General features: G+C 70.4%; 31 protein-coding genes. 20 read left to right on the forward strand and 11 right to left on the reverse strand.

Annotated features, from left to right (window positions below; all coding sequences use genetic code 11):
- From Ae505Ps2_RS02210 to Ae505Ps2_RS02220, 3 genes are all read left to right on the forward strand, one after another.
- On the forward strand, nucleotides 1-375 hold a 375-nt coding region (locus tag Ae505Ps2_RS02210), incomplete at its 5' end, for a transposase family protein (RefSeq protein WP_249265208.1).
- Nucleotides 376-540: 165 nt separating this feature from the next.
- Nucleotides 541-2,784 carry a hypothetical protein gene (locus Ae505Ps2_RS30830; RefSeq protein WP_139320118.1) on the forward strand — a complete coding sequence of 748 codons (2,244 nt, stop codon included), beginning with the start codon at nucleotides 541-543 and terminating at the stop codon, nucleotides 2,782-2,784.
- Nucleotides 2,785-3,462: 678 nt separating this feature from the next.
- The gene (locus tag Ae505Ps2_RS02220) at nucleotides 3,463-3,906 is read left to right on the forward strand and encodes an NUDIX hydrolase (RefSeq protein ID WP_349289815.1); all 444 of its coding nucleotides are present in this window, start codon (nucleotides 3,463-3,465) and stop codon (nucleotides 3,904-3,906) included.
- Here the strand turns inward: Ae505Ps2_RS02220 and Ae505Ps2_RS02225 are convergent.
- Nucleotides 3,887-4,762 (reverse strand): hypothetical protein, encoded by an 876-nt coding sequence (locus tag Ae505Ps2_RS02225; protein ID WP_075553375.1) that lies wholly within the window; start codon nucleotides 4,760-4,762, stop codon nucleotides 3,887-3,889. The genes Ae505Ps2_RS02220 and Ae505Ps2_RS02225 overlap by 20 nt on opposite strands.
- Before the next feature lie 213 nt (nucleotides 4,763-4,975).
- Here Ae505Ps2_RS02225 and Ae505Ps2_RS02230 point away from each other — a divergent pair, with 213 nt between their 5' ends.
- The gene (locus Ae505Ps2_RS02230; RefSeq protein WP_075553319.1) at nucleotides 4,976-5,800 is read left to right on the forward strand and encodes a transposase family protein; all 825 of its coding nucleotides are present in this window, start codon (nucleotides 4,976-4,978) and stop codon (nucleotides 5,798-5,800) included.
- Between the two features lie 22 nt (nucleotides 5,801-5,822).
- Here Ae505Ps2_RS02230 and Ae505Ps2_RS30835 read toward each other — a convergent pair whose 3' ends face one another.
- Nucleotides 5,823-5,999, reverse strand: a complete 177-nt coding sequence (locus Ae505Ps2_RS30835; RefSeq protein WP_139320119.1) for a helix-turn-helix transcriptional regulator — start codon at nucleotides 5,997-5,999, stop codon at nucleotides 5,823-5,825.
- Nucleotides 6,000-6,188: 189 nt separating this feature from the next.
- On the opposite strand from Ae505Ps2_RS30835, the gene Ae505Ps2_RS02235 reads away from it, so the two are divergent.
- From Ae505Ps2_RS02235 to Ae505Ps2_RS02285, 11 genes are all read left to right on the forward strand, one after another.
- Nucleotides 6,189-6,518 carry a hypothetical protein gene (locus Ae505Ps2_RS02235; protein WP_075298844.1) on the forward strand — a complete coding sequence of 110 codons (330 nt, stop codon included), beginning with the start codon at nucleotides 6,189-6,191 and terminating at the stop codon, nucleotides 6,516-6,518.
- 44 nt (nucleotides 6,519-6,562) lie between these two features.
- Complete coding sequence (locus Ae505Ps2_RS02240; RefSeq protein WP_075333860.1) at nucleotides 6,563-6,889, forward strand: hypothetical protein; 327 nt, start codon at nucleotides 6,563-6,565, stop codon at nucleotides 6,887-6,889.
- A 141-nt stretch (nucleotides 6,890-7,030) separates the two neighbouring features.
- A complete protein-coding gene (locus Ae505Ps2_RS02245; protein ID WP_075333861.1) occupies nucleotides 7,031-7,846 on the forward strand; it encodes a hypothetical protein in 816 nt (271 codons plus the stop codon).
- 90 nt (nucleotides 7,847-7,936) lie between these two features.
- Nucleotides 7,937-8,776, forward strand: coding sequence for an FtsK/SpoIIIE domain-containing protein (locus Ae505Ps2_RS02250; protein WP_075310326.1), 840 nt, complete (start codon nucleotides 7,937-7,939; stop codon nucleotides 8,774-8,776).
- A gap of 46 nt (nucleotides 8,777-8,822) precedes the next feature.
- Nucleotides 8,823-9,110, forward strand: coding sequence for a hypothetical protein (locus Ae505Ps2_RS02255; RefSeq protein WP_139318930.1), 288 nt, complete (start codon nucleotides 8,823-8,825; stop codon nucleotides 9,108-9,110).
- On the forward strand, nucleotides 9,107-9,430 hold the full coding sequence (locus Ae505Ps2_RS02260) for a hypothetical protein (protein WP_198932224.1): 324 nt from the start codon (nucleotides 9,107-9,109) through the stop codon (nucleotides 9,428-9,430). Before Ae505Ps2_RS02255 ends, Ae505Ps2_RS02260 begins: the two co-directional genes overlap by 4 nt.
- Nucleotides 9,427-9,804, forward strand: coding sequence for a hypothetical protein (locus Ae505Ps2_RS02265; RefSeq protein ID WP_075310323.1), 378 nt, complete (start codon nucleotides 9,427-9,429; stop codon nucleotides 9,802-9,804). Before Ae505Ps2_RS02260 ends, Ae505Ps2_RS02265 begins: the two co-directional genes overlap by 4 nt.
- An 80-nt stretch (nucleotides 9,805-9,884) precedes the next feature.
- Nucleotides 9,885-10,205 (forward strand): hypothetical protein, encoded by a 321-nt coding sequence (locus Ae505Ps2_RS02270; RefSeq protein ID WP_075310322.1) that lies wholly within the window; start codon nucleotides 9,885-9,887, stop codon nucleotides 10,203-10,205.
- A gap of 6 nt (nucleotides 10,206-10,211) precedes the next feature.
- Nucleotides 10,212-11,711 (forward strand): replication initiator, encoded by a 1,500-nt coding sequence (locus Ae505Ps2_RS02275; RefSeq protein WP_075553376.1) that lies wholly within the window; start codon nucleotides 10,212-10,214, stop codon nucleotides 11,709-11,711.
- 41 nt (nucleotides 11,712-11,752) lie between these two features.
- Nucleotides 11,753-11,914 carry a helix-turn-helix domain-containing protein gene (locus tag Ae505Ps2_RS02280; RefSeq protein WP_075312812.1) on the forward strand — a complete coding sequence of 54 codons (162 nt, stop codon included), beginning with the start codon at nucleotides 11,753-11,755 and terminating at the stop codon, nucleotides 11,912-11,914.
- A 3-nt stretch (nucleotides 11,915-11,917) separates the two neighbouring features.
- Nucleotides 11,918-13,147, forward strand: a complete 1,230-nt coding sequence (locus Ae505Ps2_RS02285; RefSeq protein WP_075333864.1) for a site-specific integrase — start codon at nucleotides 11,918-11,920, stop codon at nucleotides 13,145-13,147.
- 47 nt (nucleotides 13,148-13,194) lie between these two features.
- Here Ae505Ps2_RS02285 and Ae505Ps2_RS02290 read toward each other — a convergent pair whose 3' ends face one another.
- Nucleotides 13,195-14,349 carry an acyl-CoA dehydrogenase gene (locus Ae505Ps2_RS02290; RefSeq protein ID WP_075310318.1) on the reverse strand — a complete coding sequence of 385 codons (1,155 nt, stop codon included), beginning with the start codon at nucleotides 14,347-14,349 and terminating at the stop codon, nucleotides 13,195-13,197.
- Between the two features lie 60 nt (nucleotides 14,350-14,409).
- On the opposite strand from Ae505Ps2_RS02290, the gene Ae505Ps2_RS02295 reads away from it, so the two are divergent.
- Nucleotides 14,410-15,117, forward strand: coding sequence for a TetR family transcriptional regulator (locus Ae505Ps2_RS02295; RefSeq protein ID WP_075310316.1), 708 nt, complete (start codon nucleotides 14,410-14,412; stop codon nucleotides 15,115-15,117).
- 127 nt (nucleotides 15,118-15,244) lie between these two features.
- Here Ae505Ps2_RS02295 and Ae505Ps2_RS02300 read toward each other — a convergent pair whose 3' ends face one another.
- The 3 genes from Ae505Ps2_RS02300 to Ae505Ps2_RS02310 form a co-directional block, all read right to left on the reverse strand.
- Entirely contained in the window at nucleotides 15,245-16,222 is a 978-nt protein-coding gene (locus Ae505Ps2_RS02300; RefSeq protein ID WP_212567602.1) for a hypothetical protein, read from the reverse strand.
- Nucleotides 16,223-16,630: 408 nt separating this feature from the next.
- Entirely contained in the window at nucleotides 16,631-17,146 is a 516-nt protein-coding gene (purE, locus tag Ae505Ps2_RS02305) for a 5-(carboxyamino)imidazole ribonucleotide mutase (protein WP_020625222.1), read from the reverse strand.
- Nucleotides 17,143-18,387 carry a 5-(carboxyamino)imidazole ribonucleotide synthase gene (locus Ae505Ps2_RS02310; protein ID WP_255407942.1) on the reverse strand — a complete coding sequence of 415 codons (1,245 nt, stop codon included), beginning with the start codon at nucleotides 18,385-18,387 and terminating at the stop codon, nucleotides 17,143-17,145. Before Ae505Ps2_RS02310 ends, purE begins: the two co-directional genes overlap by 4 nt.
- Nucleotides 18,388-18,421: 34 nt before the next feature.
- Between Ae505Ps2_RS02310 and Ae505Ps2_RS02315 the strand changes: the two genes are divergently transcribed.
- Complete coding sequence (locus tag Ae505Ps2_RS02315) at nucleotides 18,422-18,955, forward strand: GtrA family protein (RefSeq protein WP_020625224.1); 534 nt, start codon at nucleotides 18,422-18,424, stop codon at nucleotides 18,953-18,955.
- Here the strand turns inward: Ae505Ps2_RS02315 and Ae505Ps2_RS02320 are convergent.
- Together Ae505Ps2_RS02320 and Ae505Ps2_RS02325 are read right to left on the reverse strand one after the other, a co-directional pair.
- On the reverse strand, nucleotides 18,952-20,226 hold the full coding sequence (locus tag Ae505Ps2_RS02320) for a HAMP domain-containing sensor histidine kinase (protein WP_020625225.1): 1,275 nt from the start codon (nucleotides 20,224-20,226) through the stop codon (nucleotides 18,952-18,954). The genes Ae505Ps2_RS02315 and Ae505Ps2_RS02320 overlap by 4 nt on opposite strands.
- A gap of 7 nt (nucleotides 20,227-20,233) precedes the next feature.
- Nucleotides 20,234-20,890: a response regulator transcription factor gene (locus Ae505Ps2_RS02325; RefSeq protein WP_043279754.1), complete on the reverse strand. Its 657-nt coding sequence runs from the start codon at nucleotides 20,888-20,890 to the stop codon at nucleotides 20,234-20,236.
- 65 nt (nucleotides 20,891-20,955) lie between these two features.
- On the opposite strand from Ae505Ps2_RS02325, the gene Ae505Ps2_RS02330 reads away from it, so the two are divergent.
- Nucleotides 20,956-21,774 (forward strand): inositol monophosphatase family protein, encoded by an 819-nt coding sequence (locus Ae505Ps2_RS02330; protein ID WP_051050249.1) that lies wholly within the window; start codon nucleotides 20,956-20,958, stop codon nucleotides 21,772-21,774.
- Between the two features lie 20 nt (nucleotides 21,775-21,794).
- On the opposite strand, the gene Ae505Ps2_RS02335 is transcribed toward Ae505Ps2_RS02330, so the two are convergent.
- From Ae505Ps2_RS02335 to Ae505Ps2_RS02345, 3 genes are all read right to left on the reverse strand, one after another.
- Complete coding sequence (locus tag Ae505Ps2_RS02335) at nucleotides 21,795-22,727, reverse strand: hydroxymethylglutaryl-CoA lyase (RefSeq protein WP_075310312.1); 933 nt, start codon at nucleotides 22,725-22,727, stop codon at nucleotides 21,795-21,797.
- On the reverse strand, nucleotides 22,724-23,347 hold the full coding sequence (locus Ae505Ps2_RS02340) for a PH domain-containing protein (protein ID WP_075310310.1): 624 nt from the start codon (nucleotides 23,345-23,347) through the stop codon (nucleotides 22,724-22,726). Before Ae505Ps2_RS02340 ends, Ae505Ps2_RS02335 begins: the two co-directional genes overlap by 4 nt.
- 79 nt (nucleotides 23,348-23,426) lie before the next feature.
- Nucleotides 23,427-24,275, reverse strand: coding sequence for a biotin--[acetyl-CoA-carboxylase] ligase (locus tag Ae505Ps2_RS02345; RefSeq protein WP_075310308.1), 849 nt, complete (start codon nucleotides 24,273-24,275; stop codon nucleotides 23,427-23,429).
- 145 nt (nucleotides 24,276-24,420) lie between these two features.
- On the opposite strand from Ae505Ps2_RS02345, the gene Ae505Ps2_RS02350 reads away from it, so the two are divergent.
- Both Ae505Ps2_RS02350 and Ae505Ps2_RS02355 read left to right on the forward strand, forming a co-directional pair.
- On the forward strand, nucleotides 24,421-26,061 hold the full coding sequence (locus Ae505Ps2_RS02350; RefSeq protein ID WP_075553377.1) for an acyl-CoA carboxylase subunit beta: 1,641 nt from the start codon (nucleotides 24,421-24,423) through the stop codon (nucleotides 26,059-26,061).
- Nucleotides 26,061-26,318: an acyl-CoA carboxylase epsilon subunit gene (locus Ae505Ps2_RS02355; protein WP_075310306.1), complete on the forward strand. Its 258-nt coding sequence runs from the start codon at nucleotides 26,061-26,063 to the stop codon at nucleotides 26,316-26,318. Before Ae505Ps2_RS02350 ends, Ae505Ps2_RS02355 begins: the two co-directional genes overlap by 1 nt.
- Nucleotides 26,319-26,459 lie beyond the last annotated feature (141 nt).

A 26,459-nucleotide genomic window follows, 5' to 3' on the forward strand; every position in this document is an offset into this window, starting at 1 on the left:
CCGCTATGGACCAGCGACGTGCGGCCGGGCCGCGAGCACGACACCCGCTGCGCCCGTACCCACCCCGGGCTGCTCGAGGGCCTGGCCGCGTTCACCGACGACACCCACGCCGCGCTGGGCGACCTCGGCTACGAAGGCGAAGCCGACCGGCTCACCGTGCCCATCAAACTCGCCCCCGGCCGCGGGCAGACGGTCAACCAGCGCACCGTCAACACCCTCCACTCAGCCCTTCGTGCTCTGGCCGAACGCGGAAACGCCCTGCTCAAGACCACCTTCGCCGCGTTGCGGCGAGTCACGCTATGTCCCTGGCGCACCGGCGCGATCACCGCAGCTGCGCTCGTACTACTCCACACCGAGTACGACCGCACGACATGATCAACCCGCTACTGAGAACACCTCAATGAGTTCTACGAGACAATCCGACTCGATGACCCCGACTTCCGGGTACTGGACGCTAACGACGTATACGAATCCCTAGTTGATCGACAAATCATCCATCCTTTTTACGATAACGATAGCTACATCGACCCGACAATAGTAGTGGCCGAGCATGGCGTCTATTCGGCCGCAATCGAGTTAGGTGAAGGCGCCCGCGCGGCTCGGGTCGTCCTCAGAGCCACAGGCTCTCTGAGCGTTCCCGAGTTAGTTCTTGACCTAGTTCGCGAAACCGAGTTTGCACGCGGCCTAGACGTTTCCGATTGGCATGTCGCTTCGACATCAGACCTGAAGCGCACAATCGAGACTCCTCCAGATGCCGAGGATTTCATCGCCGTGGTCGCAGGAAGTACGAACAACTTTGAGTATCAACTGCCCGCTTCACCTAAGTTCTTCGTGGGGAGACGCGAGGCCATACGACAGGCGGGTGAGGTCTTCGCCAAGTCGGGAAGTGTCATCGTTCTCAACGCACAATCTGGCTGGGGAAAAAGCTCCTTGGCGCTAAGACTTAAGAAGATGACAGAAGATTCAGGAGGTGCCGCGCTTGTCGTAGACACAAGAACCGTCGCTACGACCCGGTTCGTCAGCAGTGTGCTACGAAAGTTTGGCGAGCAGGCCGCTATCGACGGCTACGTAGAGCTACCTTCGAAGCCGTCGTGGGCGTCGCTTACCAGTAGCCTGCGGACGCTATCCGACAGCACCTGGCTTAACCGCGGGCCATTGTTCCTAATGTTCGACCAGTTCGAAAACGTCTTCCGAGATGAGGCCCTCGCCAGGCAATTCCGCGATCTCGCTCTCGGCGTACAAGAGCTAGACATTCCACTTACCGTTGGCTTCTCGTGGAAAACCGACTATGTTGGATGGACAGAAGGTTACCCGTATCAACTTCGTGATGAGATCCGCGGATCAGCGCACGTCATTACGCTCCCGACGTGGGGGCCACGAGACGTCGAGACGCTTCTCAGGAGACTAGAGAAGGAATCCGGTCAGCGACTAAGTCGCGAATTGCGTCAGCGCCTGCGCGAGTATTCGCAGGGCCTGCCCTGGCTGTTCAAGAAGCTCGCAGGACATCTCCTGCGAGAGATTGAGTCAGGCGTAACGCAGGAGCAACTATTGTCTGAAGCCCTAAATGTTCAAACCCTGTTCGAAGCCGACATGGCGGAGCTAAGCCCTCACGAACGCGAAGCCCTAAAGTATATCGCCCGCTTTGCTCCAGTCAATGTAACCGATGCAATGGATCGAGTTTCGGCAGATATCGTTCAGTCCCTAATCAATCGCCGCCTTATCGTGTCAGTTGGTGAACATCTAGATACCTATTGGGACATCTTCCGAGACTTCATCACAAGCGGTCGAGTACCAATTGAAGACTCCTACATCCTGCGACAGGCTCCCGTTTCAGTAGCCCGTCTCCTACGAGAGCTCGAAAAAGACGGGGGCGACAGCTACGTTGTTGAGGTCGCCGAACGATTCGGGACAAGCGAGAATGCAGTCTGGAATCTCGTACGAGAACTTCGCCTGATGGGCATTAGCTCCTACGAGCCCAACCGGGTGAGCTTCGTCGATAGCGTCCGAAACGCAAGCGACCGCGACTCAGCCATTCGGACGCTGGTCGGCCAAGCACTTCGGCGGCACCGCGCTTACACTACTTTCCTAGAGGCAGCTGAGCGCTCCGGCGGGCGACTCACATTTGAAGCCTTCGCCAGGAAACTTCAGGATGTATTCCCAGCGGTCGCTGTTTCTCGCGACACGTGGGTATCCTACGCGCGCGTGTTCACTTATTGGTTCGAGGTTGGCGGCCTGGCTGTAATTGAAGGCAAGTCGGCAAAAGTGCCCACTGATGGCCATGTGGCGCAAACTGAGCTTCTGAACCGTGTCAGCAAAATGAAGACACGTGGCTCGTTCCCAACCAGCAGCCCAGGACCTAGCGTAGCGCTCCTGAAGGCGCTTAAAGAAGCGCCTAGGCCCGTCACTCAGCTATCTAAGAGAGAATTGGTATCGCTGCGTGACCTACTCCGGCTCGGTGCGATAACCGAGGGACTTGATGGACTCCTTGAAGTGTCGCGCCCTGAGCTGATCGAGAACGGCAAGATTCATGAAGAGGCACTCCAGAACCTTCTTCGGCAAATGCCTGGCGGTGACGCAGCATGGATACATCTGGCAGACGACCCTGCGGCGACACCCCAATTGATCGGCGAACACATAAAGAAGGCGCTTGGCGCCGCGTGGTCGAGAGCAACGACCATCTCGGTTGGTAAACACTTTCGCGGCTGGGTCAGGTTTGCAGGTTTGGTGACGTCGACACGGCGTAAGCCTCAGGCGATTAACCCTGACCGAGAGGGACTCTTCTAGCGGAAACGCAACGCCTTCTCGCATAGTCCTGTCATCCCGCTGTCCTGGCCAGCACTTTGCGGGAGCGTGCGGTGTCAACCCGGAACCCTCGATCCCGCAAGTTGACCACTACACAACAGATGGCGGCGCAGGGGGCAACCACCGGCGGGATCGAGGCGCGCGGAGCGCGGGGTTGACGCCGTTCGTGCCCGTGAAGACGATTGCGGCCAGCGGGGACGACCACTCACACCGTCTCATTCCCACCCTGCCGGCGCGTAGCCGGCGGCCCCGAGGTCCGCTCCGCCCGGAGGCCGTCAGGCCGGAGGTCGCGGAGCGGTTGCCGTCCGGCCGAGTCCGGCCCCGCGCCCCGGTGGGGCGCGGCTTGAAGACGTATAGAAAGTTCTCACCACCCGCACACCGCACCCGCCCGACCAGGCCGAACCCGCCCCGCGCTCCCGCGCCGAGTCTCAGCTGATGCTTGACACCAACGCTGCCTGAGACCGGCTCAACCGGTAGCGTGTCGAGAGTCAGCAAGGACTCCTGCACGCTCTAGAATTGGTGTCAGTGGAATCGTCAGAATCGCCACCGCGCACGACCAAGCGTGGTGAGCGCACGGTCTATGACAGCGAATGGCTCCAAGTGAGCCTCGCTGATATCGAGCCGCCCGACGGACGACGATTCGAGCACCACGTCGTGCACATGAAGCCTGTCTCCATCGCCGTCCTCGTCGATGACTCGGACCGTGCCCTGATGCTGCACCGGCACCGTTGGGTCACCGACGAGATCGGGTACGAGTTCCTGGGTGGCCTGATCGAGCCCGGTGAGGACCCGGCCGACACTGCACGCCGCGAGGCCGAGGAGGAGGGCGGTTGGCGTCCCACCGGCCCCCCGCAGCACCTCGCCTCGTTCCAGCCGCTGCCCGGGATGGTCGACTCCCCCACCCACCTTTACCTGTGGCGCACCTTCGACCACATCGGAGAACCGTCCGACCTGGAAGAAGCCGGCCTCCTGGAGTGGGTCCCGCTGACCGAGCTGCCCGCTCTCGTGGCAGGGAACCGGCTCCTCGGTGCAGGCACGTTGATCGCCGCACTCCAGCTCCTCGCCCGGCAGGCCGGGGTGGAGTTCACGCCAGGAGCCGAGTGACCCGGTCGATCCTGCGGAGCTGCCGGATCGAGCCCGTCCGCCGCGCCAGGTCCCGCGCCACCCGTGCGTGCTCCAGGGACGACACCCGCTCTCCCCGCACCGCGTAGGACTGCGCAACGTCGCAGTGCAGGGACGCAGTCGCCCGCACCGACATCCCCGGCGTCCTCCCCAGCGCGCTCAACAGGGCGTCCAGCGCCCCGGAGTCACCGAGACCGGCCAGGACGTTGCCCCGCCACCTCGCGAGCTGCCAGTCGTCGAGGGACACGTACGGGACAGCGCTGTTGTCCGGCTCCGCCGGCATCGCCTGCTCGGCCAGCCTCAGCGCCTCTCGGCAGCCCACCTGATCACCCGTCGCGGCCAGGGCCTCCGCCTCGGCTGCGTGCAGCCACGCCCCCAGCAACCCCGGCACCTTCGACCCTGCGGCTGACCTCGCCGCCTGCACGAGCTGCAGAGCAAGCTCCGGACGCTCGACGTCGAGCAGGTCGTAGGCCTGTTCGCCCATCGCGTGCGAGAGCAGCGCAGGATCTCCGGACTCCCGGCCCGCGGTCTTGGCGAGATCGTGCAGCGTCCACGCCCCGCTGGTGTCGCCGGAGTTGAGCACCTGCCAGCCGTGCAGCGCCGCGACATCGGCCAGCACCCCGGCGAGCTGCTGCCGTTCGGCCTCGCTGATCACGTGGGACATCAGGTCACGCACCGTCGTGACCAGGGTGCCGGTCTGCTCGATCACCATCTGCGACCCGAGCTGCTGGTCGAGCCGACGCAGCCCGTCCACCTGCTGCTGGAGCCCGGACACGGTGACAACGTCGACGACCGCCGCCTGGTCCAGCATCAGTTCGAGCCCCTGGGCCGGGGCCACCGACAACGGCGCAGGCGCCGCATCCGGGAACCCGAGTTCATCGGCGGTCCGTCCGAACAGGTCGCAGAGAAGCTGCCGGTAGTGAGGTGTTCTCAGTAGCGGGGTGGCAGGTCGTGGCGACACGCCGAGGGTGGTGAGATGAGCGGGAACGGGGCAGGACCCCGGTAGATCGGTTCGGTCCAGCACAGATCGACACCGTCACCGAGGTCCTGCATGTCTGATCCTGTCACCTACACCGCTGTCCTCCCGATCGGGGAGCGCACCGTGGCCTATCTGGCGCGGCTCCTGGTCCTTCAACGCCGTCGACGTGGCACCCGGCGGCGGGCGTTGACCCCGTTCGCCCAGGCAGTGCTGGTGATCCGCTGGTTCTGTGATGCTACCCGGGTCCGATGTTCGGCCGGTGACAACGCGATCAGCACTGCAACGGCCTACCGTTACCTGCACGAAGGCATCGACGTCCTCGCCGCGGCCGCACCCGGCCTGCACGGAGCCCTGCTCGCCGCCCGCACAGCCGGGCACACCCACGTGAATCTCGACGGCACCCTGATCGCCACCGACCGGTGCCGCGCGCTCGGCCTCACCCCCGGGGTCGACCTGTGGTGGTCGGGCAAGCACCGCCGCCACGGCGGGAACATCCAGGTCCTCACCGCACCTGATGGATGGCCGCTATGGACCAGCGACGTGCGGCCGGGCCGCGAGCACGACACCCGCTGCGCCCGTACCCACCCCGGGCTGCTCGAGGGCCTGGCCGCGTTCACCGACGACACCCACGCCGCGCTGGGCGACCTCGGCTACGAAGGCGAAGCCGACCGGCTCACCGTGCCCATCAAACTCGCCCCCGGCCGCGGGCAGACGGTCAACCAGCGCACCGTCAACACCCTGCACTCAGCCCTTCGTGCTCTGGCCGAACGCGGAAACGCCCTGCTCAAGACCACCTTCGCCGCGTTGCGGCGAGTCACGCTATGTCCCTGGCGCACCGGCGCGATCACCGCAGCTGCGCTCGTACTACTCCACACCGAGTACGACCGCACGACATGATCAACCCGCTACTGAGAACACCTCAGTGCCCGGGCTTGCGCTTGCCGCGCTCCCAGTCCGACACCATCTGCTTCAAGCTCGCCCGGCTGACGCTCAACGCCGCCCCGCGCGACTCGGCCAGACGCAACAGACGTCCCGCGAGCTGGTCCTGTGTCCAGCCCTGGGCCTCACGCGCTCCCCGCAGCGCTGAGCTCATCACCGGTCTCCCTCGTCTTCGGGTTCCGCGCTTCTCATTGTGCCTGGTCAACGCGGTAAACGGAACGGTAAACACGAAGCTGTTTACTATCGTGAATTTACGGCCCTACGTGCTCGCTGGTGTTCTTGTCTGGCACACCCCGTCCGGGGTGAGCGAACTGCCAAGTTGATCCCCAGAAGGAGCACAGCAGTCATGCAGTTGATTCTCGACACCAATGCCATGCGTTTCCAGGCGTCCGGCGGATTCGAGCCGCGTCTGGACAAGGACGGTGTCCACCGTCGGGACAAGAGCGGTGGCACGAACCACCCCCTGTGGGCCGTCAAGCTCGTGGCCTGGAGTGACGGCGACGCGGAGACGATCCTGGTCACGGTGGCGGCCGACAACCCGCCCAAGGTCGATCAGGGTCAGTTCGTGTACGTGGACCGTCTGCAGGCGATGCCGTGGGTTCAGAACGGCAACTCGCGGGTGGCGTTCCGTGCCAAGTCCGTCCTTCCCGAGGGAAACACCGGCGCGTCCAAGTAGGCCGCGATTCCGGTCCCGATCTCTGCGGAAGGGATGAGTGAACGATGTCCGACAACAACGGCACCACGGTCACCGTGACTCCGATGGCGGAACGGCACGAGCCGTACCGCGCACCGGAAGCAAACATCTCGAAGGTGCACGACGCGATCTGCGGATCGCACTATTCCGTCGTGTTCGAGGCCGCTCACCAGGCCTCCAAGTTCGCCATCGAGGCGAACTCCTCGCAGGTCGACACGGCCACGAGGCTCGGGCACCTGGTCGACATGACCGAGTGCCTGGAGATCGCACTGACCCACGTCGGTCAGTGGAAGGCGGCGATGTCACACCGCCTGCACGTCGAGGACGAGCGCAACTCCGGCTCCGGCTTCTAGCCGGTCTACCCGGACTCGCCCGATGAAGGGCAGAGGTGGACACGGGACCGCCGAGGTTTCCCGACCACATACGCGGCCCCGCGTCCGCCTCTGTTCGCCCTTCCACCCCGGTTCAGCCAGAGCAGTCGGAAGGACTGATCGATGATGGCACGCACCTCACGTGCGCAAGGCCGCTCCGGCGGCCGGAACTCGTCCCGGACCTCGTACCGGAGCGGGACGATCGAGATCTTCACCCGCCCACACCAGAACCCGTACCTGCGGGTCGTGGGCTGGATCATCCGCTTCCGAGCGGAACTGACCTGCATCGCCGTGATCCTGACGATCACGTTGGTCCTGCGGGACCACATCGGCCCCGCGAACACCGCCCTCGCACTGGGCTTCGTCACCGTCATGGTGATCGGTATCCCGGCATCTCGCCGGTACATCACCGCCCGCTGCTGGGCCGTGACGACTCGCCATCGGATGCGGGCCTGCTTCGGCCAGACCCGGACCATGACCCACGACGGCAAGATGCCGCTGCTGCTGTGGTCACGGCCGTCCCCGGTCGGGGAACGCGTGCGAGTGTGGCTCCCGGCCGGGCTCTCGGTCAAGGACATCGACCAGGTCACCGACCGGATCTCCACCGCCTGCTGGGCCCGCACCACCCGGGTCACCCCGGTCCGCGCCCAAGCAGCACTCGTCGTCGTGGACGTCGTCCGCCGCGACCCGCTCACCGTCGGAGACATCGTTCCGACCGGTATCCACGACCTCGCCGACCTCGCTGCGGTCGACGCTGACGAGCACATCACGCCCGAGGACACCGGCAACGTCGTCGCCCTGCCCTCCCGCGACACCCTCACCGGCGCCCGCACCACGGCGCCCACCCCACCGGCCGAGAAGAAGCCGGGACGCACCAGCGGCAAGAACGCCACCGCGCGTCGGCCCGCCGACGACGAGGACGCCGACCCGAGCCTGTAGCGCTCACCTGACCCGCCGCCCGGCGGGCCGGACCTCGGCGACCACACCCGCACACGCACCGCGCATCCACGCCGAGTGAAGGACACCGCCATGACGATCCTCAACCGCCGGCGCACCCGCCGGAACCGACCTGGCGGCCCGCGCTCGATCTACGACCCGATCAGCTTCGGCATCGACGAGAACGGCGACCCGGTCGAGGTCACCCTGATGTACCGCAACCTGCTCGACGGCGGCGAACCCGGCTCCGGGAAGTCTTCGCTGCTCAACACCATCATCGGCCACGCGGCACTCTGCACCGACGCCCGGCTGTGGCTCTTCGACGGCAAGATCGTCGAACTCGGACTCTGGCGCCCGGTCGCCGACGTGTTCGTCGGCAACTCCATCGGCCTCGCACTCGACAAGCTCCGCGAACTCCAGTCCGAGATGGACATCCGATACACCCAGCTCGACGCCGCCGGACGACGCAAGATCGTCCAGACCGACGGCCTCGACGTCATCCTCTGCGTGATCGACGAACTCGCCTACTACTCGGTCACCATCGGCACCAAGGACGAGCAGGAAGAGTTCCGCACCCTCGTCCGCGACCTCGTCGCCCGGGGCCGCGCCGCCGGAATCATCGTCGTCGCCGCCACCCAACGCCCGTCCGCCGACATCATCCCGACCAGCCTGCGGGACCTGTTCGGCTACCGCGTCGCCTTCCGCTGCACCACCGATTCCAGCTCCGACATCATCCTGTCCGTCGGCTGGGCCAAGGAAGGCTTCTCCGCCAAGGACATCCGCCCCGAGGACCGGGGCGTGGGCTGGCTGCTCGCCGAAGGCGGAATCCCTCGCCGGTTCAAGGCCGCGTACCTCACCGATGCCCACATCCGCGCCGTCGTGAACGCCGCCCGTCGCCTCCGCGACAACGCGCCCGGCGATCCCGCCGCATAAGCGCGATCCCGCAATTCCACCCACCCGCCGAATAGCACCGCTATTCGTGACCCAGGAGAAGTGTGCCCAGATGAAGAACGACATCCGTCACCTGCTCATCGCCATTCCGTTCGTCGCCGCCACGACCGGCCTCGTCCTCGCCGCCCGCAACACCCTCGGCGAAGCCGCCCCGCTGGTCCTGCTGATCGGCTTCCTCATCACCCTGCCCGTCCTGCTGACCCTGGTCGCCCTGACCGACCGGCTCACCTCGTCGCACCGGACACGCATCGCCCTGAGCGACCGCCACGACACCGAGGCAAGCACCCGGGCCCCCTACGCCGGAGCCCTCCGGTGACCGCGCCGACCGTCAAGACCGGCTTGACACCCGAGCGCCCCACCCACCGCCCCGGCAGCCGCACCCGCCGGATCTGCGAGAACGACGACTACGCCGCCTTCACCCGCTGCATCGTCACCGCCCACGGCCGCCGCATCGGCCACGGCGACATCGAGGGACTCACCGACCTCGCCCGCCTCGCCGAGGACATCGACACCGCCATCCGCCACGCCGTCACCGGACTGCGCGCAGCCGGCTTCTCCTGGGCCGACATCGCCACCCGCCTCGGCACCACCCGACAGGCCGCCCACCAGCGCTACGGCACCGGAGGTGCACCGTGATCCGCGCCGTCACCTGCTACGCGATCACCTGCGACATCTGCTCGTCTGAGTACGACACCGACGGCATCGAGGAACGCCCGCTGCACTTCGAGACCGCCGAGCAGGCGATACAGCACATCACCACCGACGGCTGGACCGCCGACGACGGACGCCTCATCTGCCGGTCCTGCGTCCTGGGACGCAACCGCGCCCGCTGCGTCTTCGAGGGCCACATCTGGTGCCACTGGACCCCCTGCCACTGCCGGGGCCTCATCCCCGACCACGCCCTGTTCGGCTGCGACCTCTACCGCTCGTGCCTGCGTCCCGGATGCGACGCCCACGAGACCACCACCCTCGCCGCACTCCCGACCACCGACGACGCACCTGGTCGTTGACGGCGACCCCGCACCCCCGACCCGCCCGGCCGGGGGTGCCCGGTGACCGCCAACCACCCACCAGAGCAAGGAGAACCGCCATGACCGCCACCCTCGACACCCCGACCGACCGCCACGACGTCAGCACCGAGCAGCCGTTCCTGACCGCCGCCGAGTACGTCCTCACCGCCCGACAGCTCGTCCTCGCCCTGGCCGCACACCTCGCCCGCTACGGCGACACCCTCGCCGTCAAGGTCGTCGACCCGCTCTCCGCCATCGACGCCGTCATGCGGTTCGACGGTGGGGACCTCCACACCTGGACCACCAGCCGCACCCCCGACGACATCGCCGCCATCCGCGCCCGCGCCGAGCACATCGCCCGCGACTACTTCGGCCACGCCTTCCCGGCCGTCCCCTGGTAGCCGCCCATGACGACCACGACGACACCCCGACCACCAGGATTCACCACCACCCGCACCGCACTCCTGCGCCGTGCCGGATCCCGCGACCACCGACGCTGGCTCGACCACACCGCCGCCACCCGCGGATGCGTCCGCCCCGTCCGACTCACCGGCGAACTCCACGACGTCGACACCACCACCGGCGCCATCACCCGCACCCGCCACACCAACGAGCTGCCCGACGGAGTCATCTACGTCCCCTGCGGCGACCGCCGCGCCAGCGTCTGCCCACCGTGCGCCGAGACCTACCGCGCCGACACCTACCAGCTCATCCGCTCCGGCCTCGTCGGCGGCAAAGGCGTCCCCGACACCGTCGCCGGACACCCCGCCGTGTTCGCCACCCTCACCGCACCGTCCTTCGGCCCCGTCCACACCCGCGTGGTCAACCCCCGCACCGGACAGGTCCGCCCCTGCCGCCCGCGCCGCAACGCGACTCCCTGCCCTCACGGGCGCCTGCTGACCTGCACCCAGCGCCACACCGAGTCAGCGGCCTGTCTCGGCCGGCCGCTGTGCCTGGACTCCTACGACCACGCCCACCACGTCGTCTGGAACGGCTGGGCCGGCGAACTCTGGCGCCGCACCATGATCGCCCTCAACCGGGCGCTGCGGCCCCTCGCCAAGCCCCACGGCACGAAGCTGCGCGTCTCCTACGGCAAGGTCGCCGAGTACCAACGCCGCGGCGTCGTCCACTTCCACGCCCTCATCCGCCTCGACACCGTCGACCCAGACGACCCCGATGCGATACTCCCGCCGCCGGACACCATCACCCCGGCCCACCTCGCCGAGCTCGTCGCAGGCGCCACCCGGGCCACCGGCTTCGACACCCCGTCCTATGCCGACACCGGCCACACCTGGCCGATCACCTGGGGCCCACAGACCGACATCCGCGCCGTCACCCACGGACTCGACTCCGGCGCGATCACCTCCGACGCCGTCGCCGCGTACCTCGCCAAGTACGCCACCAAGGCCACCGAACCCGCCGGCCTCCCCATCACCGGACGGCTCACCGCCGACCTCGTCGAGCATTACGCCGACGCCCACACCCACCTCGGCCGCCTCATCGCCTACGCCCGCCAGCTCGGCACCCGACCCGCCGACTGGACCAGCGACGACGACCGCGCCACCTGGCACGACACCTACGGCCGGCTCGAGCGCTGGACCCACATGCTCGGCTTCGGCGGCCACTTCGCCACCAAGTCCCGGCGCTACTCCACCACCCACACCCGGCTGCGCGCCGAACGCCGGACCTGGCGCCGCACCAGCCGCACCGACCACTGGCGCCGCCACCACGGCGACGACGACCAGGACCTCGACGACACCACCCTCGTCGTCTGCCGCCTCACCCTCGCCGGGATCGGCTGGAACAGCACCGCTGACGCCCAGCTCGCCGCCGACGCCGCAGCACGCGCCCGCGAGCACCGCGCCCTGGCCCGCGAGGAACGCACCACCAGCAGGGAGAGCCACTAGCAACCACCAGGAGGACAACCGTGAACGACCAGCCCGAACCCATGTGGACGATCGAGGACGTCTCGCGCTACCTGCGCATCCCCGTCGAAACGCTGTACCAGTGGCGCCGCAAGAAGCAGGGCCCGCCGGCCTGCAAGATGGGCAAGCACCTGCGCTACGACCCAGCAGGTGTCCGCGACTGGTTCACCGCTCACGCGGCCTGACCCGTGGGGCACGTCCAGGACCGCTGGTACCGCCCGGAGGTCGACCCCACGACCGAGAAGGTCCGCAAGGTCAAGACCTCGATCCACGGCAAGGGCCAGCGCTACAAGGTCCGCTACATCGACCCGGATGGCGTCGAACGCTCGCGCACCTTCCCCGACCGCTGCAAGAAGGAGGCTGACGACTTCCTCGTCGAGGTCGAGTCGGCCAAGCGCGAGGGCAAGTACGTCAGCGTCAGCGCAGGAAAGATCAGCTTCAAAGCTCACGCCGAGAACTGGCTGAAGGGCCAGTCGACCGACCGGGCCACCCGGGGCGCGCTCCGCAGCCGTCTCGACGCCCGCATCTACCCGTTCTTCGAGAAACGCCCGCTCAACTCGATCACACCCGCGATCGTTCGGAACTGGCTCGGAGAACTCGACGACCGCGGCTACAGCGCCAACTACCGGACCGTGCTGTTCACGATCGTCTCGTCGGTGCTCGACTCCGCCGTCGAGGAACGACTGATCACCCACAACCCGTGCAAGGCGCAGACGATCAAACGCCCGACCTCGTCGGCGAGCAACATCGTCATCTGGCCTCGCACACGGCTCAACGCGATCGAGCAGCACATCAGCGACCGATTCCGGCTCGCCGTGATCATCGGAGCGGGTTGTGGTCTGCGCCAGGGCGAGATCCTGGGACTCAGCACCGAGGACATCGACCGCGACTCCATGGTCGTCCATGTCCGCCGTCAGATCCGGATGGTCGAACGACGAATCGTGTTCGCGCTTCCCAAGGGCGGAAAGACGCGTGTCGTCCCGCTGTCCGGCGCGGTCCTCGACCACATCACCGCGCACCTGGACGGCTTCCCGCCATCAACGATCACGTTGCCGTGGGATAACCCCGACGGGGAGCCGGTCACCACCGACCTACTGATCACCGGGGAAGACGGCCGTCTCTACAGCGGAGACCTCTTCAACAAGGTCGTCTGGCAGGGCGCCTTCCGGTCCGCCGGCCTCGTCTACCGCAAGCGTGCCGACGGGATGCACGCACTGCGCCACTTCTACGCCTCGACCCTGCTCTCGCAGGGCGTGTCCGTCAAAGAGCTGGCGGCCTACCTCGGCCACAGCGACCCTGGCTTCACACTGCGGACGTACACCCACCTCGTGCCGTCCAGCTACGAGCGCGCCCGTGCCGCCATCGACGGGGTCCTCGGTCGTTCGTCGTCGACCTCGGACGGCCCCGAGACGGCCTGATCATGGTCGCCCCGGGGTCCGCAGCAGGGCTCAGGGCCCCGTACACCTCACTTGAGCAGCGAACGCGCCATCACCATGCGCTGGATCTGGTTGGTGCCCTCGTAGATCTGCGTGATCTTCGCGTCGCGCATCATGCGCTCGGCCGGGAAGTCACGGGTGTAGCCCGCGCCGCCGAGCAGCTGGACGGCGTCGGTGGTCACCTGCATCGCGGTGTCGGAGGCGAAGCACTTGGCGGCCGAGGAGATGAAGCCGAGTCCGGGCTCGTCGCGCTCGGCGCGCGAGGCGGCGACGTAGCAGAGCTGGCGGGCGGCCTCGACCTTCATCGCCATGTCGGCGAGCATGAACTGCAGGCCCTGGAACTCGGCCAGGTGCTTGCCGAACTGCTTGCGCTCCTTCATATACTGCGTCGCGACGTCGAGCGCGCCCTGGGCGATGCCGACGGCCTGCGAGCCGATGGTCGGACGCGTGTGGTCCAGGGTGCGCAGCGCGGTCTTGAATCCGGTGCCCTCGGCACCGATGATCCGGTCCGCCGGGATGCGGGCGTCCTCGAAGTGGATCTCACGGGTGGGCGAGCCGTGGATGCCGAGCTTGCGCTCCTTGGTCCCGACGACGAAGCCCGGGTCGTCGGAGTGCACCACGAACGCCGAGATCCCGTTGGCCTTCTTCTCCGGGTCGGTCACCGCCATGACCGTGTACCAGGTCGACTCGCCGGCGTTGGAGATCCAGCACTTGGTGCCGTTGAGCACCCACTCGTCGCCGTCGCGGCGGGCGCGGGTCTTCATCGACGCGGCGTCGGAGCCGGCCTCGCGCTCGGACAGCGCGTAGCTCACCATGGCCTCGCCGGAGGCGACCGACGGGAGAACCTGCTTCTTCAGCTCGTCCGAGGCCGACAGCAGGATCGGGGTCAGCCCGAGCCCGTTGACCCCCGGGATCAGCGACGACGACGCGCAGACCCGCGCGACCTCCTCGATCACGATGCAGCCGGCGAGCTCGTCGGCGCCCTGGCCGCCGTACTCCTCGGGGATGATCACGGCCTGGAAACCGGCCTTGACCAGCGCGTCGCGCGCCTCGACGGGGTACCGGCCCTGCTCGTCGACCTCGGCGGCGTGCGGGGCGATCTCCTTCTCCGCCAGGTCCCGGACCGCCTCGCGGAGGGCCATGTGCTCGTCGCTGAGCCGGTAGCTGTCGAACTCGCTGTTCATACCGCCCATGCTAACGGCACTCCGTGCCACAGGCCAGGGGACCTTGCTACCCTCCGTGCCATGGCGACCAGCACGCGGCGCGGGCGTTCCCCCGAGGGGCGCGCCGAGGTGCGGAGGGACCTGGTCGCGGCGGCCGCGCGGCTGTTCACCGAACGCGGCTACGACGACACCACGGTGGACGACATCGCCGCCGCCGCGGGCGTCGGCCGCCGGACCTTCTTCCGCTACTTCCGCGGCAAGGAGGACGCGCTGTCCCCCGACCACGAGCGCGGGCTGGCCCGGATCAGCGAGGTGTTCGACGGCGCGCACCCCGACGAGCCGCTGCCGTCGCTGGCACTGCGTGCCGCGGAGACGGTGTTCGAGCTCTACACCGAGGACCCCGAGGTCGCCCGGCTGCGGTTCGCGCTGGTCGGCTCGGTGCCGGCGCTGCGCGACCGCGAGGCCGCGTCGGTGCACCACTACCGGCGGCTGTTCACCCGCGAGCTCACCGCGCGCCTCGGCGACCGCCCCGACGGCGAGCTGCGCGCCGCGGTGACGGCCGCGGCACTGGTCGCGGCGCACAACCAGGCGTTGCGCCGCTGGCTGGTCGACGGCGCGCGCGACGCCGACCTGCCCGGCGCCGTCGACCACTTCCGGCGGGTCGCGCCGATGCTGCCGCTGGAGGACGCGGACGAGCCGGCCGCGGCGCCCGACCTGGAGGACGTGACCCGGCGCCTGGAACGCGCGGCACGGACCCTGGAGCGGGAGTCGACCCGGCGGACGGGCTGAGCGGCCGCCGGGGCCCGCGATCGCGCGCCGGCCGGGAGTGCGCGGTCACCAGCACCCGCCCCGCAGTACCGCCACGTCGAGCACCACACCGGCGGCGCACGCCCCGGGGCATCGCCGTGGGGACCGGTCACGCCCGGACCAGGTCCGGACTCGGTGGTCCGACCCGCCGCCGGGCGTCCGCGACGACGGCCAGGGCGAGCCCGCCGGTCAGCACGGCCAGCAGTCCGACGGCACCCCAGGTGAGCCCGTCCGGGTGCACCAGCGGCTGCCCCCGCAACGCCTGCCACGTCGTGATCGCGAAGACACCGGTCACCCCGAGCACGGACACTCCCGTGAGTCGGGCCCGCACTCCCGGGTCCCGCAGCCAGACCACCCGGGCCGCCGCGAACCCCAGCGCCGACGCGAACAGCACCAGCACCTGGATCGCATGCAGGCCGACGAAGTGCGGCACCCGCAGGTCGCCCCCGGTGACGCTCCAGTTCGTCAGGGGCATGCCACCTCCGTCGGGCGTCCCCACCCCGTGCGCACCCGCGAGGGTGACCGGGCGGCCGTACGCGTCGGGCACCGTCCGGCTCGGACCGGCACCGGCGATCCCGAACGCGACCGCCATCCCGCCCGTCGCGAGCAGCAGCCCGGCCCGCAGCGCCCGGGTCAGCGCGACGTCGCCGACCCGCTGGAACAACAGCATCACCGCGATCACCAGGCTGACCCCGAACAGTCCGACGACACCGCTGGAGAAGACCTGTTGACCGATCGCGTTGACCGGGTCGGTGTTCTGGTTGAAGTGGCTGTAGGTGCCCCGCGCCGCGGCGAGGACGATGAACCCGACGTCGACGACGCCGGTGGCGGCGAACGCCGTACCGAGCCACCACATCGTGCGGCGGGCCCGCGGCAGCATCGGGACGAGTGCGCCGAGCGTCAGACCGTAGACGGCGAACGAGACGCCGAACTTCAGCGGCTTGGCCCAGACGGACTCAGCGAGCAGGGTGCGGTCGTCGACGACGAGGCCGACCGCGGCGACCGCGGCGACGGCGGCCATCAGAACGGACATGACGAGCAGTGGCCGGTGCCAGGACGGCGGTTGCGGCTCGGTGGTGTGGCGCACGGATCCCCCTCGGCCGGCACGGTGTGTGCCGTGTCACCGAGCGTGTCGGAGCCCGTAGCCGGTCTCATCGGGGACCACCCCGAACCCGGGCCGGGGTAGCCGATCCGGGACCCCGGGAGTGTCGATCCGGACGAACCCCGGACATGCGTGATCCCCGGGCCGCACCGGGAGTGCGTCGACCGAACCGGACAGCGTTCGGACCCGGGGATCACGGGTGACCGTCGGGAACTCGCCGGCACCACACCGGCTTCCACGACCGCCTCTCCGACGGGTTCTCCCCGCCGGAGCAGAACGTGGTGCTAGCTGACGGCCACCTCACGTGTCCTGCTGTAGCTCATCTGCTGGACCACCTCCTCTCCCGTGTGCCCACACCGTACGCACGGGGTCCAGCGGCCCGCCACCGCAATTTCAGCGGCTCTCGCGGGCGGTCACGCGCAGCGCCGCGTCCTTGTCCAGGACGCTGCGTTCGAGGTCGGCCTGGAACTCCACCATCGCCTGCCGGAGCCGCTCGTCGCCGGCGCCGAGGATGCGTACCGCGAGCAGCCCGGCGTTGCGCGCGTTGCCGACCGCGACGGTCGCCACCGGCACACCGGCGGGCATCTGCACGATCGACAGCAGCGAGTCCAGACCGTCGAGGTACTTCAGCGGCACGGGCACGCCGATGACCGGCAGCGGCGTCGCGGCGGCGACCATGCCGGGCAGGTGCGCGGCGCCGCCCGCCCCGGCGACGATCGCCTGCAGGCCGCGGTCGGCGGCCGAGGCGGCGTAGTCGAGCATCCGCTGCGGAGTGCGGTGCGCGGAGTAGACGCCCACCTCCCACGGCACGCCGAACTCGTCGAGCGCGGCGCCCGCGGCGCCCATCACCGGCCAGTCGGAGTCGCTGCCCATGATCACGCCCACGCGCGGGGAGCCGGTCTGCGTCATCGAGGTCCTTCCGGGGAGTGCGGGGAGCGGGGATCACCGGTGTGGGCGGACCAGCCGTCCGCCCACGTCGCGGTGGCGAGCCACCCCGCGGCGAGCTCCGCGCGGGTGCGCACGTCGCTCTCGTCGCGACCGAGGATCGTCACGTGGCCGATCTTGCGCGCCGGGCGGCCGTCCTTCGCGTAGAGGTGCACCTTCGCCTCGGGGAAGCGCGCGAAGCAGTGGTGCAGCCGCTCGTCCATGCCCATCGCGGGCTCCTGCGCCGCGCCGAGCACGTTCGCCATCACCGCGACCGGGGCGACCGAGGCGGTCGAGCCGAGCGGGTAGTCCAGCACCGCGCGCAGGTGCTGCTCGAACTGCGAGGTGACCGAGCCCTCGATCGTCCAGTGACCCGAGTTGTGCGGGCGCATCGCCAGCTCGTTCACGACGACCTCGCCGGGCGCGGTCTCGAACAGCTCGACCGTCATCAGCCCGACGACGCCGAGCTCGGCCGCGATCCGCAGTGCCAGCTCCTGGATCCGCGCGGCGTGGTCCGGGTCGAGCCCGGGGGCGGGCGAGGTGACCCGGGCGCACTGGCCGTCGACCTGCAGGGTCTCGACGACCGGCCACGCGGCGGCCTGGCCGAAGGGCGAGCGGGCGACGCTCGCGGCCAGCTCCCGGGTCATCGGGACCGCCGACTCGACGAGCAGCGGGGTGCCGGCGTCGAGCAGGTCGGCGACCAGCCGCTCGGTGTCGTCGCCACCGGCGCGCAGGAACCAGACCCCGCGGCCGTCGTAGCCGCCGCGGGTGGCCTTGAGCACGACCGGCCAGCCGTGTTCGGCCCCGAAGGCGGCGACGTCGCCGGGCGCGGCCACCTCGGCGAACGCCGGCACCGGCAGGCCCATCTCCGACAGCCGTCGGCGCATCACCAGCTTGTCCTGCGCGTGCACCAGCGCCGAGGGCGGCGGCCGCAGCGGCACCCCGGCCTCGGCGAGCGGGACCAGCACCTCCTGCGGGACGCCCTCGTGGTCGAACGTGACGGCCGAACAGCCCGTCGCGAGCTCCCGCAGCGCGGCGGCGTCGTCGGGGTCGCCGAGGACCACGTCCGGCGTCACCCGGGCCGCCGGGTCGGTCGGCGACCCGGCCAGCACCCGCAGCGTCTGCCCCAGCGCGACGGCGGCCTGGGCGGTCATCCGGGCCAGCTGGCCACCGCCGACCATGCCGACGACGGGCAGGGCGGTCTTCTGCGCGTCAACCCTCTCCACGAGACCGGGAGCCTAATCTGGCACGATCGATCCCGTGACGGTGGTGGAGGCGACGCTCGCCAGGATCCCCCAGCCGTACCGCGACAAGGCGATCAAACACCGTGAGCTGATCAAGTTCCTGATGGTCGGCGGCAGCACCTGGGTCATCGACACGGTGGTGTTCCTGGTGCTGAAGGCCACGGTGCTGGCCGACAAGCCGGTGACCGCCAAGGTGATCGCGGTGCTGGTGGCGACGATGGTGTCCTACGTGCTGAACCGCGAATGGTCCTTCCGGACCCGCGGCGGGCGGGAGCGGCACCACGAGGCCCTCCTGTTCTTCGTGATCAGCGGGATCGGGGTCGCGGTGTACTCGGCACCGCTGTGGGTCTCGCGCTACGTCTTCGAGCTGCAGGTGCCGTTCGTCTCGCTGGTCGCCCAGGAGTCCGCGGACTTCGTGGCCGGGCAGATCGTCGGCACCCTGGTCGGGATGGCCTTCCGCTGGTGGGCCTTCCGCCGGTTCGTGTGGCCGGACCAGTTCGTGCGGCGTCAGCCCCCGCCCGCCCCGGTGGACCAGGAGCCGCGCCCCTAACGGGGTCCGGTCCGGTCCGGGACCGGCGCGGCGGCGGCGACGTCGTCGGTGCGCGCCGCTGGCAGGTACAGCCGGAACACCGGCGGCCGGGCCCGCGACAGCTCCAGCCGCCCGCCGTCGGCCTCGACCAGCGTCCGGGCCAGCGCGAGCCCCAGACCGGTCGAGGACTGCGCGGAGATGCCGCGGTCGAACACGTGCGGGACCAGGTCCTCCGGGACCCCCGGGCCGGTGTCGGACACCTCGACCAGCAGCGCGTTCTCGCCCTCCCGGGCCGCGATCGTGACGGTGCCCTCACCGTGCTGCAGGGCGTTGTCGACCAGCACCCCGATCGCCTCGCGCAGCCGGGCCGCGGTGACCCGCGCGAGCAGCCCCTCGGGCACCCGCACCCTGAGCGACCGGCCGGCCGCGGTGAGCGGACCGCGCCACTCCCGCTCGGCGTCGGCGACGGCCTCGGCCAGGTCGACCGGCTCGGCCCCGACCGCCCGTGCGGCGCGGGCGGACTCCAGCAGGTCGTCGAGGACGGCGGTGAGCCGCTCGGTCTGCTCCAGTGCCGCGTTGGCCTCGCGGCGGGCGTCCGGGTCGGGGTGGCAGGCCAGCTCGTCGAGGCGCAGCTGCAGCGCGGTGATCCGGCTGCGCAGCTGGTGGGACACGTCCCCGACCAGCGACCGTTCGCGGTGCAGCAGCTGGGACAGCGCGGTCGCCGAGGAGTCCAGCACCTCCGAGACCCGGTCGAGCTCGGCGATGTCGTAGCGGGCCGGGGACCGGCGGAAGTCGCCCGCCCCGAGGCGGGCGGCACGGGCCGCGAGGTCACGCAGCGGGTCGGACAGCCGGCGGGCGGTGTACACCGCGACCCCGGTGCCGACGGTGACGGAGAACCCGACCAGCAGCACGACGACCGCCACCACCTGGGTCTGCTGGGAGCGCATCACCGAGGTCGGCTGGGACAGCTCCATGATCCCGCCGGGCCCGAACGGCAGCGACTCGGTCACCGGCTCGTCGACCCGGTCCACGCCGTAGACGATCGGGGCGGAGTCCGGCGGCACGACGACCAGCCGCGAGTTCGGCGGGATCGCCGCCTCCACCAGCTGTTGCGACTGCGGCCCGGTGCCGTACTCCTCGACGGTCTCGGTGACCTGCTCCAGGCGCTGGGTCAGCTCGGCACGGGTGAAGTCCTCGACGAGCTGCCAGGTCGCGAGCGCGAGCGGACCGCCCAGGAACAGCGCGGTCAGCGCCACCGTCAGCAGGGTGGAGATCAGGATCCGGCGGCGCACGGCGACCTCAGTCCGAGTTGTACCGGAAGCCGACGCCCCGGACGGTGGCGATCCGCTTCTCGCCGCCGATCTTGCGGCGCAGCCACGACATGTGCATGTCCAGCGTCTTCGACGACTTCATGTCCGCGTCGCCCCAGACCGCGTGCAGGATCTCCTCACGCGTCACGACCTGACCGGCGTGGATCATCAGCACCCGCAGCAGCTCGAACTCCTTGTTGGCCAGCGAGACCTCCTCGCCGTCGAGCAGGACACGGCGGCCGGACAGCTCCATCCGCAGCCCGTCCACCTCGACGACGTCCTGGGTGCGGCGGCGCAGCAGCGCCCGCACCCGGGCCAGCAGCTCGGCCAGCCGGAACGGCTTGGACACGTAGTCGTCGGCGCCGGCGTCGAGCCCCACGACGAAGTCGACCTCGTCGGTACGGGCGGTGAGCATGAGGACCGGCAGGTCCGGCAGGGTCGCGCGGACCCGCCGGCAGACCTCCAGGCCGTCCATCCCGGGCAGCCCGAGGTCGAGCACGAGCAGGTCGACCTGGGCACGCGTGACGCGGTCGACGGCGCCCACGCCGTCGGCGACGACGTCGACGTCGTACCCCTCGCGCTGCAGGGCCCGCGACAGCGGCTCGGCGATCGCCGCGTCGTCCTCGGCCAGAACCACTGTGGTCATTTCACCGAGCATAGGGCTCCGGGCCCCGGGCACGGTGGCGGTGCGAGCTGGCATGCTCGCCCAACGTGAACCCCGAGCGATGCGTGCCCGCCGAACCCGGTGACCTGGATCTCGCCCTGCGCCTGGCGGACCTCGCCGACGCGATCACGCTGCCCCGGTTCCGGGCCGCCGACCTGCGGGTGGAGCGCAAGCCGGACCGGACCCCGGTGACCGACGCCGACACCGCCGCCGAGGACGCGATCCGGGCCGCGCTGGGTCATGAGCGCCCGGGCGACGCGATCCTCGGCGAGGAGCGCGGCGGGTCCACCGACACCGCGCACGGCCGCGGCTGGGTGATCGACCCGATCGACGGGACGAAGAACTTCTCCCGCGGGGTGCCCGCGTGGGCGACCCTGATCGCGCTCGTCGTCGACGGCGTGCCGACGGTGGGTGTGGTGAGCGCGCCGGCGCTGCACCGCCGCTGGTGGGGCTCGGCGGGGGCCGGGGCCTGGGCGCGCGACCTGCCGTCGGGGACGCCGAAGCGGATCGCGGTGTCGGGGGTGGCCGACGTCGCCGACGCCTACGTGTCGACCACCAACACCGAGACCTTCCGCACCGACCCGTCCCCGGCGTCGCGGGAGGGTTGGATCGCGCTGACCGAGGCCTGCTGGGAGTCCCGTGCGTTCGGGGACTTCTGGCAGCACGTGCTCGTCGCCGAGGGGGTCGTCGACGTCGCGGTCGAGCCCGCGGCGAACCCGTGGGACCTGGCCGCGCCGGCAGCCGTCGTCGCCGAGGCCGGCGGGCGGCTGACCGACCTGGCCGGGAACCCGACCTGGTCCGGGGGGCACGGCCTGACCAGCAACGGGCTGCTGCACGACGCGGTGCTGGGAGTGCTGCGCGGCTGAGCCCGAGCGGGTGCCCGCGGTCAGGCCGACAGCGCCGTGACCACCCGCGACGGCGACGGCCGGCCCAGGTGCCCGGCCATCCACACGCTGGTGTCGACCAGCTTCGCCAGGTCGGCGCCGTGGTCGATGCCGAGCCCGTCGAGCATCCACACCAGGTCCTCGGTGGCGAGGTTGCCGGTCGCGGACCCGGCGTAGGGGCAGCCGCCCAGGCCGCCCGCGCTGGCGTCGACGGTGGTCACGCCGTGCCGCAGCGCGGCGAGGGTGTTGGCCAGCGCCTGGCCGTAGGTGTCGTGGAAGTGCACCGCGAGCCGTTCGACGCCGACCCCGCGGGCGATGCAGGCGTCGAGCACCGCGCCGACGTGCGCCGGGGTGGCGACGCCGATCGTGTCGCCGAGGGAGAGCTGGTCGCAGCCCATCTCCATCAGCCGGGCCCCGACGGCGGCGGCCTGGTCCGGGTCGACGCCGCCCTCCCACGGGTCGCCGAACACCATCGACACGTAGGCGCGCACCCGCAGGCCCTCGCGCACCGCGCGGGTGACGGTGGGCTCGAACATCGCGAACTGCTCGTCGAGCGTGCGGTTGAGGTTGCGCTTCGCGAACGTCTCGGTGGCCGAGGCGAACACCGCGACGTGGTCGCAGCCCGCCTCGATCGCACGGTCCAGGCCGCGCTCGTTCGGGGTGAGCACCGGGTAGTCGAGGCCGGCGCGGCGGTCGAGCACGGCCAGCAGGTCGGCGGCATCGGCGAGCTGGGGCACCCACCTCGGGTGCACGAAGCTGGTCGCCTCCAGCGTGCGCAGGCCCGCGTCGGCGAGCCGGTCGAGGAACTCGGCCTTCACCGCGACCGGGAGGACGGTCTTCTCGTTCTGCAGCCCGTCGCGGGGGCCGACCTCGTAGATCTCGACGCGTTCCGGGAGCGCAGGGTCGCGCACCGTCGTGGGTAGACCGTTGCTCACAGGGACGCCCTCTCTCGCTGCGGTGCGGGAGCCTCCATCCTGCCCCGCACGGCCGCGTCGGCGTGAGCGCGGCGGGCCGTGTGCTCGCTCGCCTTCTCGTGGCTGCGGCGCCGCTCGGCGAGCAGACCGATCTCGCGGTGCAGCCGGGCCTGGACCCGTTCCACGCCCGCGACGTCGGTGAACCGCAGCCGCTCCCCGGCGACGTCGAGCAGCAGGGTGCCGTGGCCGAACAGCCGTCCCGCGGCGCCGGTCCGGACGCGGACCGAGTCGATGCGGTCGATGGGCACGTCGAGACCGTCGCGGACGAGCAGCCCCTCCCGGACGAGGAACCGCCGGTCGGTGACGACCAGCAGGGTGGCGCGCCAGCGCGCGATCGGCAGCAGCGTCCAGCGCACCGCGACGAGCGCGGCGAGCACCCCGAGCACGAGCCAGGCCCACGGTGCCCACGGCTGCAGCCGGACAACGGCGGCGCCGAACCCGGCGGCGGCGCTCACCCCGACCAGCACCGCGGCCGGGCGCAGACCCAGCCGCCAGTGCGGGTGCCCGAGCAGCACGACGCGCTCGCCCTCGTCGAGAACCCGGTCCAGTGCCCGGTCCAGAGCGCTGTCGGGGGACGCCATGTCCCCACGGTAGGGCGAAGGGCGCCCGCCGCCACCGCGACGCGCGGGGGCTGCGTCGCAGGTCAGCGCAGTGGGTGACTCAGGGCTGGTCGGCCGCGCGCAGATGGACGATGTCCCCGGCCGCCACCGCGACGCGGGCTCCGCCGTCCGGGTGGACCAGCAGCCGGCCCTGCGGGTCGACGTCCTCGGCCGTCCCGACGAGATGGTCCCCGGCCGGGCGCTCCACCCGGACCCGCGAGCCGAGGCTGGCGCAGGCCGACCGGTAGTCGCGGCGCAGGCCGCAGACGTCGGCGTCGCCGTGGGCGTCCCGCCACTGCGCCTCGCGCCGGTACAGGTGCCCCAGCAACACGGTCGCGGTCTCGGCGCGGGTCGCGGTGAACCCGTGCGCGGCCAGCGAGGTCGCGCCCCACGGCAGGTCGGTGGCCGGGGTGGAGACGTTGAGCCCGATGCCCAGCACGATCCCCGGGCCGCCGCCGGAGACCGCGGTCATCTCGGCGAGGATCCCCGCGGCCTTGCCCCGCGTCGTCCCGACGAGCAGGTCGTTGGGCCACTTCAGGGCCACCGGCACGTCCGGGGCGAGCTCGGTGATCGCGTCGGCGAGCGCGACGCCCGCGAGCATCGGCAGCCAGCCCAGCCGGTCGGCGGGCACGCCCTCCGGGCGCCACAGCACCGAGAGCGTCAGCGCCGCCCCGGGCCGCGAGAGCCAGGTACGGTCGAGGCGGCCGCGGCCGCGCACCTGGTCCTCGGCGATCAGCACCGAGCGGTCCGGGGCACCGCGCACGGCCTCGGCCAGCAGGTCGGCGTTGGTGGATCCGGTGGAGGCGACGACGTCGAGCGCCGTCCAGCCCCCGGCGGGACGGAGCACGGCAGTCCGCAGGGCGTACGGGTCCAGCGGATCCCCGTCACCGTGATTCGTCCCGGTCGTCATCACCGCGCACCGTAACGGCACCGCGACCCGCCGGGGCCCGCGGAGGGTGCACGGATCGGTAACGGTGTCCGGGGACGGCCACCCGGTCGGCTGCGTCGGACGTCACGCCCGGACCGACGCTACTTGCGGGTTAGGCTCCGATCTCATGAGCGCCGCAACGGAGCCGATGGCGACCCCGGAAGACGGAAGCGCCGAGCCGGACGTCCACACCACGGCCGGCAAACTCGCCGACCTCTACCAGCGTTTCGAGGACGCGGTCCACGCCGGTTCGGCGTCCGCGGTCGAGAAGCAGCACGCGAAGGGGCGCCAGACCGCCCGTGAGCGGATCGACCAGCTGCTCGACCCCGGCTCCTTCGTCGAGCTGGACGCCCTGACCCGGCACCGGTCCACGAACTTCGGGATGGAGGCCAAGCGCCCGTTCGGCGACGGCGTCGTGACCGGCACGGGCACCATCGACGGCCGCCCGGTCGCAGTGTTCTCCCAGGACGCGACCGTCTTCGGCGGGGCGCTGGGCGAGGTCTACGGCGAGAAGATCGTCAAGGTCATGGACGTGGCCGCGAAGATCGGCTGCCCGGTCGTCGGCATCAACGACGGCGGCGGCGCCCGCATCCAGGAGGGCGTGGTCGCCCTCGGCCTCTACGGCGAGATCTTCACCCGCAACGTGTCGAGCTCCGGCGTGATCCCGCAGATCTCGCTGATCATGGGCCCGTGCGCGGGCGGCGCGGTGTACTCCCCCGCGATCACCGACTTCACGGTCATGGTCGACGAGACCAGCCACATGTTCATCACCGGACCGGACGTCATCAAGACCGTCACCGGCGAGGACGTCGACATGGAGGAGCTCGGCGGCGGCCGGGCCCACAACACCAAGTCCGGTGTGGCCCACTACCTGGCCGGCGACGAGGCCGACGCGCTCGACTACGTCAAGCAGCTGCTGAGCTTCCTGCCGTCGAACAACCTGTCCGAGCCGCCGTCGTTCCCGGCGAGCGAGCCCGTCGAGGGGTCGATCGAGGACGGGATCATCGACTCCGACCGCGAGCTCGACACCCTCATCCCGGACTCGGCGAACACCCCGTGCGACATCCGCGAGGTCATCAACCGGGTCGTCGACGACGAGGACTTCCTCGAGGTCCAGGAGCTCTGGGCGCCGAACATCGTGATCGGGTACGCCCGCGTAGAGGGCCGCAGCGTCGGCATCGTCGCGAACCAGCCGACCCAGTTCGCCGGCTGCCTCGACATCGACGCCTCGGAGAAGGCCGCGCGGTTCGTGCGGACCTGCGACGCGTTCAACATCCCGGTCCTGACCTTCGTCGACGTGCCGGGCTTCCTGCCGGGCACCGAGCAGGAGTGGAACGGCATCATCCGCCGCGGCGCGAAGCTGATCTACGCCTACGCCGAGGCGACCGTCCCCAAGGTCACCGTGATCACCCGCAAGGCCTACGGCGGCGCCTACGACGTCATGGGCTCCAAGCACCTCGGCGCCGACGTCAACATCGCCTGGCCGACCGCGCAGATCGCGGTCACCGGCGCGCAGGGCGCGGTGTCGATCCTCTACCGCAAGGAGCTCAAGGGCCTGGAGGGCGACGAGCTCGCCGCCAAGCGCGCGGAGCTGCAGCAGGACTACGAGGACACCCTCTGCAACCCCTACATCGCCGCCGACCGGGGCTACATCGACGCGGTCGTGCCGCCGTCGCACACCCGCGGCTACGTCGGCCGGGCGCTGCGGATGCTGTCCACCAAGCGGGAGCAGGGCCCGACCCGCAAGCACGGGAACATCCCGCTCTGATGGGCGAGCCGCAGGAGACGCAGGAATCGGCCGAGGCCACCCCGGAGGAGCGCCGCGCGCTGTTCCGGGTCGTACGGGGCACCCCGGACGCCCGCGAGCTCGCCGCGCTGACCGCCGTGGTCGCCGCGGCGGCGAGCGCCGGTGGGCCGCCCGCCCCGCCGCGGACGCCGGACCTGTGGTCGCACCCCGCGGTCCAGCTCCGCGCCCCGCTGCACGCGGGCCCCGGCGCGTGGCGCGCCTCCGGCCTCCCCCGCTGACCCACCTACGCACCACCGGCCGACGCCCGGTCCCCGGCACACCACGGTGCCCGGGGCCGGGCGCGGTCCACCCGGGGGTGGAGGGCGCGCGTCCACCCGGGATCGACCCCGGCGCCGACGCGACGACCGGCCCCGCGGAGA

It is taken from the genome of Pseudonocardia sp. Ae505_Ps2 (assembly GCF_001932425.1).
GTDB lineage: Bacteria > Actinomycetota > Actinomycetes > Mycobacteriales > Pseudonocardiaceae > Pseudonocardia.

Excerpts from the sequence above, each read along its gene's own strand:
- Ae505Ps2_RS02295 (WP_075310316.1), top strand. The coding sequence starts at position 14,410 with ATGGCGACCAGCACGCGGCGCGGGCGTTCCCCCGAGGGGCGCGCCGAG.
- Ae505Ps2_RS02250 (WP_075310326.1), top strand. The coding sequence starts at position 7,937 with ATGACGATCCTCAACCGCCGGCGCACCCGCCGGAACCGACCTGGCGGC.
- Ae505Ps2_RS02280 (WP_075312812.1), top strand. The coding sequence starts at position 11,753 with ATGTGGACGATCGAGGACGTCTCGCGCTACCTGCGCATCCCCGTCGAA.
- Ae505Ps2_RS02325 (WP_043279754.1), bottom strand. The coding sequence starts at position 20,890 with ATGACCACAGTGGTTCTGGCCGAGGACGACGCGGCGATCGCCGAGCCG.
- Ae505Ps2_RS02345 (WP_075310308.1), bottom strand. The coding sequence starts at position 24,275 with ATGACGACCGGGACGAATCACGGTGACGGGGATCCGCTGGACCCGTAC.
- Ae505Ps2_RS02290 (WP_075310318.1), bottom strand. The coding sequence starts at position 14,349 with ATGAACAGCGAGTTCGACAGCTACCGGCTCAGCGACGAGCACATGGCC.
- purE (WP_020625222.1), bottom strand. The coding sequence starts at position 17,146 with ATGACGCAGACCGGCTCCCCGCGCGTGGGCGTGATCATGGGCAGCGAC.
- Ae505Ps2_RS02240 (WP_075333860.1), top strand. The coding sequence starts at position 6,563 with ATGTCCGACAACAACGGCACCACGGTCACCGTGACTCCGATGGCGGAA.
- Ae505Ps2_RS02275 (WP_075553376.1), top strand. The coding sequence starts at position 10,212 with ATGACGACCACGACGACACCCCGACCACCAGGATTCACCACCACCCGC.
- Ae505Ps2_RS02355 (WP_075310306.1), top strand. The coding sequence starts at position 26,061 with ATGGGCGAGCCGCAGGAGACGCAGGAATCGGCCGAGGCCACCCCGGAG.
- Ae505Ps2_RS02230 (WP_075553319.1), top strand. The coding sequence starts at position 4,976 with ATGTCTGATCCTGTCACCTACACCGCTGTCCTCCCGATCGGGGAGCGC.
- Ae505Ps2_RS02340 (WP_075310310.1), bottom strand. The coding sequence starts at position 23,347 with ATGGCGTCCCCCGACAGCGCTCTGGACCGGGCACTGGACCGGGTTCTC.
- Ae505Ps2_RS02245 (WP_075333861.1), top strand. The coding sequence starts at position 7,031 with ATGATGGCACGCACCTCACGTGCGCAAGGCCGCTCCGGCGGCCGGAAC.
- Ae505Ps2_RS02220 (WP_349289815.1), top strand. The coding sequence starts at position 3,463 with ATGAAGCCTGTCTCCATCGCCGTCCTCGTCGATGACTCGGACCGTGCC.
- Ae505Ps2_RS02235 (WP_075298844.1), top strand. The coding sequence starts at position 6,189 with ATGCAGTTGATTCTCGACACCAATGCCATGCGTTTCCAGGCGTCCGGC.
- Ae505Ps2_RS02270 (WP_075310322.1), top strand. The coding sequence starts at position 9,885 with ATGACCGCCACCCTCGACACCCCGACCGACCGCCACGACGTCAGCACC.
- Ae505Ps2_RS02350 (WP_075553377.1), top strand. The coding sequence starts at position 24,421 with ATGAGCGCCGCAACGGAGCCGATGGCGACCCCGGAAGACGGAAGCGCC.